This window comes from Dongshaea marina (assembly GCF_003072645.1).
GTDB classification, from domain to species: Bacteria; Pseudomonadota; Gammaproteobacteria; order Enterobacterales; family Aeromonadaceae; genus Dongshaea; species Dongshaea marina.
This window is the reverse complement of record NZ_CP028897.1, coordinates 25,001-30,000: the sequence shown is the minus strand read 5'-3', so window position 1 is coordinate 30,000 and position 5,000 is coordinate 25,001. Positions and strand designations below refer to the sequence as shown.

Below are 5,000 nucleotides of genomic sequence, written 5' to 3'. Positions count from 1 at the left end.
CAGATTTCTATGCATTACTCACCCGTCCGCCGCTCGACGCCGAAGTAGCAAGCTACTCCTCGTTTCCGCTCGACTTGCATGTGTTAGGCCTGCCGCCAGCGTTCAATCTGAGCCATGATCAAACTCTTCAATTTAAATCATTGCTCTCTTTAATCACTGAATTAACTTATATAGTCACTCAACAATATAAAGAGATAAAATATGTTTTATCGCTTTAACTCATTGCGAGTGCCCACACAGATTGCCTGTTCTAATTTTTAAAGAGCGAACCTTAATCTAGTTAAGGTTTTGACCTTGAACACTCAGCGTTTGTCGCCGTGTGCCCCGTCAGTGAGAGCGCATTATAGAGAACTCCCACGCCCACGCAAGCTCTTTTTTGAGAAAAATATAAAAAACATCACACCTGTTCAATATATAAACAAGCACCTGCTTTTTTGAGTGTTTTACAGTCACATTTCTGACTCAGGTAGGGCAATTCAGGGAGTCAAAACTGGCTATACTCAAGATACTGCATCACAGGGAAGAGCCCAGGGCCATGAAATTTATCCAGGGTTTGCTGCTTATCACTATATTTTTCTCTCATTTTGCTCTGACAGCAGAATTGCAGTTTGTGACCAATGAGTCCCCTCCGACCAACTTTCTGAAAAGTGGTGAGCCGTCAGGAACCACCACTGACATAGTGCTGGCCCTGCAACAAAAGATGGGAATCGAGAGTGAGATTGAATTTATGCCCTGGGCCAGGGCTTATAAACTTGCGTTTAACTTTCCCAATGTCTTTATCTTCACCGCAGGCAGAACCAAGGCCCGGATCGATCATGGGTTTCACTTTATCGGCCCGGTGATTACTCGTAAACACACTCTCTGGAAAAAGCGAGGCAGCCCAATCAAAATCACAGATGTCTCAGACATAGTTAAACAGGATCTTGTCATTGGAGGGATCCGGGGAGATTGGCGAAGCAAGTATTTCGCAAAAGAGGGGGCACGGATGAACCTCACCTCCTACTACAATCAAAACCTTAATCTATTGATGAGAGGCCGTGTCGATCTCTGGATCGCCTCGGATATTTCAGCTCCCTCTCATGTCAAAAATAGCGGCTATAAAATGGAGGATATAGAAGTCGCCATGGTTTTTAAACAGAGCCCAAGCTACATCATGATATCCAAAGACACCCCAACCGAAGTGGTTAAAGCCTGGAAGCAGGGTTATCAGGAGCTGCTGTTATCGAGTCATTCATTTGAAAAACTTAGTAAAAAATGGAGCCGGCAGTTGGGGTTAGATCTCAAATTTACTGCAGATAAGGGATTCCATGTCGAGTAACTAATCACATGGGATCGATCAGTAAACACCAGCTTCATTTTGAAAAGAGAGCTGTTAGAATCCACACTCCTTTTCAGCATGAGGGTAGTTCAGATGACAGCCGAGCAACAAAGCAGGGTCGCCGCATTTACCGACAAGCATAGCCTGGAAAATGATCCCACCACCTGCTTATTGGATCTGGTATCGGAGACCGGAGAGCTTGCTAAGGAGATCCTGCAGGGAAGCCAATATGGACAAACCAAGTTCCAGCCCGCCTCTAGTTGGCAGGGGGAGCTAGGCGATCTCTTTTACTCCCTGATCTGCCTGGCGAACTCAACCCAGGTCAACCTGGATACGGCATTAGTCGATACTTTGGATAAATATCAGGCTCGAATTAAGCGTAAAGGAAGCCCGGGTTCGGATAAGAGTTAATCCTTAACTGGTTTTATAAACGCCAAATAGCAAAAAACCCCGGCTCGATTGAACCGGGGTTTTTCTTAAATAAAGCCTGGCGATGACCTACTCTCACATGGGAACCCCCACACTACCATCGGCGCTACGGCGTTTCACTTCTGAGTTCGGAATGGGATCAGGTGGGGCCACCGCGCTATGGTCGCCAGACAAAAAACTTAAATCCAGAAAGTGATTAATTCGTTCTCAAGACACACAAGCGTCTCTCACTTGGGTGTTGTATGGTTAAGCCTCTCGGGTCATTAGTACAGGTTAGCTCAACGCCTCACAACGCTTACACACCCTGCCTATCAACGTCCTAGTCTCGGACGGCCCTTCAGAAGACTTAAAGTCTTAGGGATGACTCATCTTGAGGCCTGCTTCCCGCTTAGATGCTTTCAGCGGTTATCAGTTCCACACGTAGCTACCGGGCAGTGCCACTGGCGTGACAACCCGAACACCAGAGGTGTGTTCACTCCGGTCCTCTCGTACTAGGAGCAACTCCTCTCAATCATCCAACGCCCACGGCAGATAGGGACCGAACTGTCTCACGACGTTCTGAACCCAGCTCGCGTACCACTTTAAATGGCGAACAGCCATACCCTTGGGACCTGCTCCAGCCCCAGGATGTGATGAGCCGACATCGAGGTGCCAAACACCGCCGTCGATATGAACTCTTGGGCGGTATCAGCCTGTTATCCCCGGAGTACCTTTTATCCGTTGAGCGATGGCCCTTCCATTCAGAACCACCGGATCACTATGACCTACTTTCGTACCTGCTCGACGTGTCTGTCTCGCAGTTAAGCGGGCTTATGCCATTGCACTAACCGTACGATGTCCGACCGTACTTAGCCCACCTTCGTGCTCCTCCGTTACTCTTTGGGAGGAGACCGCCCCAGTCAAACTACCCACCAGACACTGTCCCTAATCCAGATAATGGACCGAGGTTAGAACATCAAACATGCAAGGGTGGTATTTCAAGGATGGCTCCACGATAACTGGCGTTACCGCTTCGAAGCCTCCCACCTATCCTGCACATGCAGGCTCAATGTTCAGTGCCAAGCTGTAGTAAAGGTTCACGGGGTCTTTCCGTCTAGCCGCGGGTACACTGCATCTTCACAGCGATTTCAATTTCACTGAGTCTCGGGTGGAGACAGCGTGGCCATGGTTACACCATTCGTGCAGGTCGGAACTTACCCGACAAGGAATTTCGCTACCTTAGGACCGTTATAGTTACGGCCGCCGTTTACCGGGGCTTCGATCAACCGCTTCTCCCGAGGGATAACGACATCAATTAACCTTCCGGCACCGGGCAGGTGTCACACCGTATACGTCCTCTTTCGAGTTTGCACAGTGCTGTGTTTTTGATAAACAGTCCCAGCCACCTGGTCACTGCGACCACCGACAGCTCCATCCGCAAGGGACTTCACCGTCAGCGGCGTACCTTCTCCCGAAGTTACGGTACTATTTTGCCTAGTTCCTTCACCCGAGTTCTCTCAAGCGCCTTGGTATTCTCTACCCGACCACCTGTGTCGGTTTGGGGTACGATTCTCTGTAATCTGAAGCTTAGAAGCTTTTCCCGGAAGCAGGGTATCAATGGCTTCCATCCCGTAGGATGTTCGTCTCGTGTCTCAGCCTAATGAGCGTCCGGATTTACCTAAACACTCAGCCTACGCACTTTCACCAGGACAACCAACGCCTGGCCCACCTAACCTTCTCCGTCCCTCCATCGCAATTACAGCGAGTACAGGAATATTAACCTGTTTCCCATCGACTACGCCTTTCGGCCTCGCCTTAGGGGTCGACTCACCCTGCCCCGATTAACGTTGGACAGGAACCCTTGGTCTTTCGGCGTGGAGGTTTTTCACCCCCATTATCGTTACTCATGTCAGCATTCGCACTTCTGATACCTCCAGCAGACTTCTCAATCCACCTTCACAGGCTTACAGAACGCTCCCCTACCCAGCATAACTAGTATGCTGCCGCAGCTTCGGTGTATCACTTAGCCCCGTTACATCTTCCGCGCAGGCCGACTCGACCAGTGAGCTATTACGCTTTCTTTAAATGATGGCTGCTTCTAAGCCAACATCCTGGCTGTCTGGGCCTTCCCACATCGTTTCCCACTTAGTGATAACTTTGGGACCTTAGCTGGCGGTCTGGGTTGTTTCCCTCTCCACAACGAACGTTAGCACCCGCTGTGTGTCTCCCGGATAGTACTTATTGGTATTCGGAGTTTGCATCGGGTTGGTAAGTCGGGATGACCCCTAGCCGAAACAGTGCTCTACCCCCAATAGTATTCGTCCGAGGCGCTACCTAAATAGCTTTCGGGGAGAACCAGCTATCTCCCGGTTTGATTGGCCTTTCACCCCCAGCCACAGGTCATCCCCTAACTTTGCAACGTTAGTGGGTTCGGTCCTCCAGTTGATGTTACTCAACCTTCAACCTGCCCATGGCTAGATCACCGGGTTTCGGGTCTACTCCCAGCGACTATTCGCCCAGTTAAGACTCGGTTTCCCTACGGCTCCCCTATTCGGTTAACCTCGCCACTGAAAGTAACTCGCTGACCCATTATACAAAAGGTACGCAGTCACACCCCGAAGGATGCTCCCACTGCTTGTACGTACACGGTTTCAGGTTCTATTTCACTCCCCTCACAGGGGTTCTTTTCGCCTTTCCCTCACGGTACTGGTTCACTATCGGTCAATCAGGAGTATTTAGCCTTGGAGGATGGTCCCCCCATGTTCAGTCAAGATACCACGTGTCCCGACCTACTCGATTTCATTCAATATTCGCTTACGTGTACGGGGCTATCACCCTCTATCGCCGGACTTTCCAGACCGTTCCACTTGCTCATATCAAACTTAAGGGCTAATCCCCGTTCGCTCGCCGCTACTTAGGGAATCTCGGTTGATTTCTTTTCCTCCGGGTACTTAGATGTTTCAGTTCCCCGGGTTCGCCTCTACATGCCTATGTATTCAGCATGAGATACTCACTAAAGTGAGTGGGTTTCCCCATTCGGACATGGTTGGCTATAACGCTTCTTACCAGCTCACCAACCCTTTTCGCAGGTTAGCACGTCCTTCATCGCCTCTGATTGCCAAGGCATCCACCGTGTACGCTTAGTCACTTAACCATACAACCCCAAATGAACTCAGGGTCATAAAGCAACTAATGTATTAGTTGTTTTCCGCCTCAAGTTTCCAAGACACTTGTTATGTCTAAAGAACTTTGAATTTAATCAGCTTTCCAGATT

At 49.5% G+C, this 5,000-nt stretch carries 2 protein-coding genes and 3 rRNA genes (1 of these 5 cut by a window edge); 2 read left to right on the top strand and 3 right to left on the bottom strand.

The genetic code is table 11. The annotated features are described in order from the left end of the window. Window positions 1-134 (bottom strand): 16S ribosomal RNA (locus tag DB847_RS00140); it reaches 1,407 nt to the left of the window's first position. Between the two features lie 401 nt (window positions 135-535). On the opposite strand from DB847_RS00140, the gene DB847_RS00135 reads away from it, so the two are divergent. Both DB847_RS00135 and DB847_RS00130 read left to right on the top strand, forming a co-directional pair. Continuing rightward, window positions 536-1,318: a substrate-binding periplasmic protein gene (locus DB847_RS00135; protein WP_108648903.1), complete on the top strand. Its 783-nt coding sequence runs from the start codon at window positions 536-538 to the stop codon at window positions 1,316-1,318. Window positions 1,319-1,411: 93 nt separating this feature from the next. Next, on the top strand, window positions 1,412-1,729 hold the full coding sequence (locus DB847_RS00130; protein ID WP_159084294.1) for a MazG nucleotide pyrophosphohydrolase domain-containing protein: 318 nt from the start codon (window positions 1,412-1,414) through the stop codon (window positions 1,727-1,729). 74 nt (window positions 1,730-1,803) lie between these two features. On the opposite strand, the gene rrf is transcribed toward DB847_RS00130, so the two are convergent. Then, a 5S ribosomal RNA gene (gene rrf / locus DB847_RS00125) occupies window positions 1,804-1,918 on the bottom strand. 71 nt (window positions 1,919-1,989) lie between these two features. Then, window positions 1,990-4,880, bottom strand: a 23S ribosomal RNA gene (locus DB847_RS00120). Window positions 4,881-5,000 lie beyond the last annotated feature (120 nt).

Bases quoted from the DNA above. Each gene is read 5' to 3' on its own strand.
- DB847_RS00130 (WP_159084294.1), top strand. From the start codon at position 1,412: ATGACAGCCGAGCAACAAAGCAGGGTCGCCGCATTTACCGACAAGCAT.
- DB847_RS00135 (WP_108648903.1), top strand. From the start codon at position 536: ATGAAATTTATCCAGGGTTTGCTGCTTATCACTATATTTTTCTCTCAT.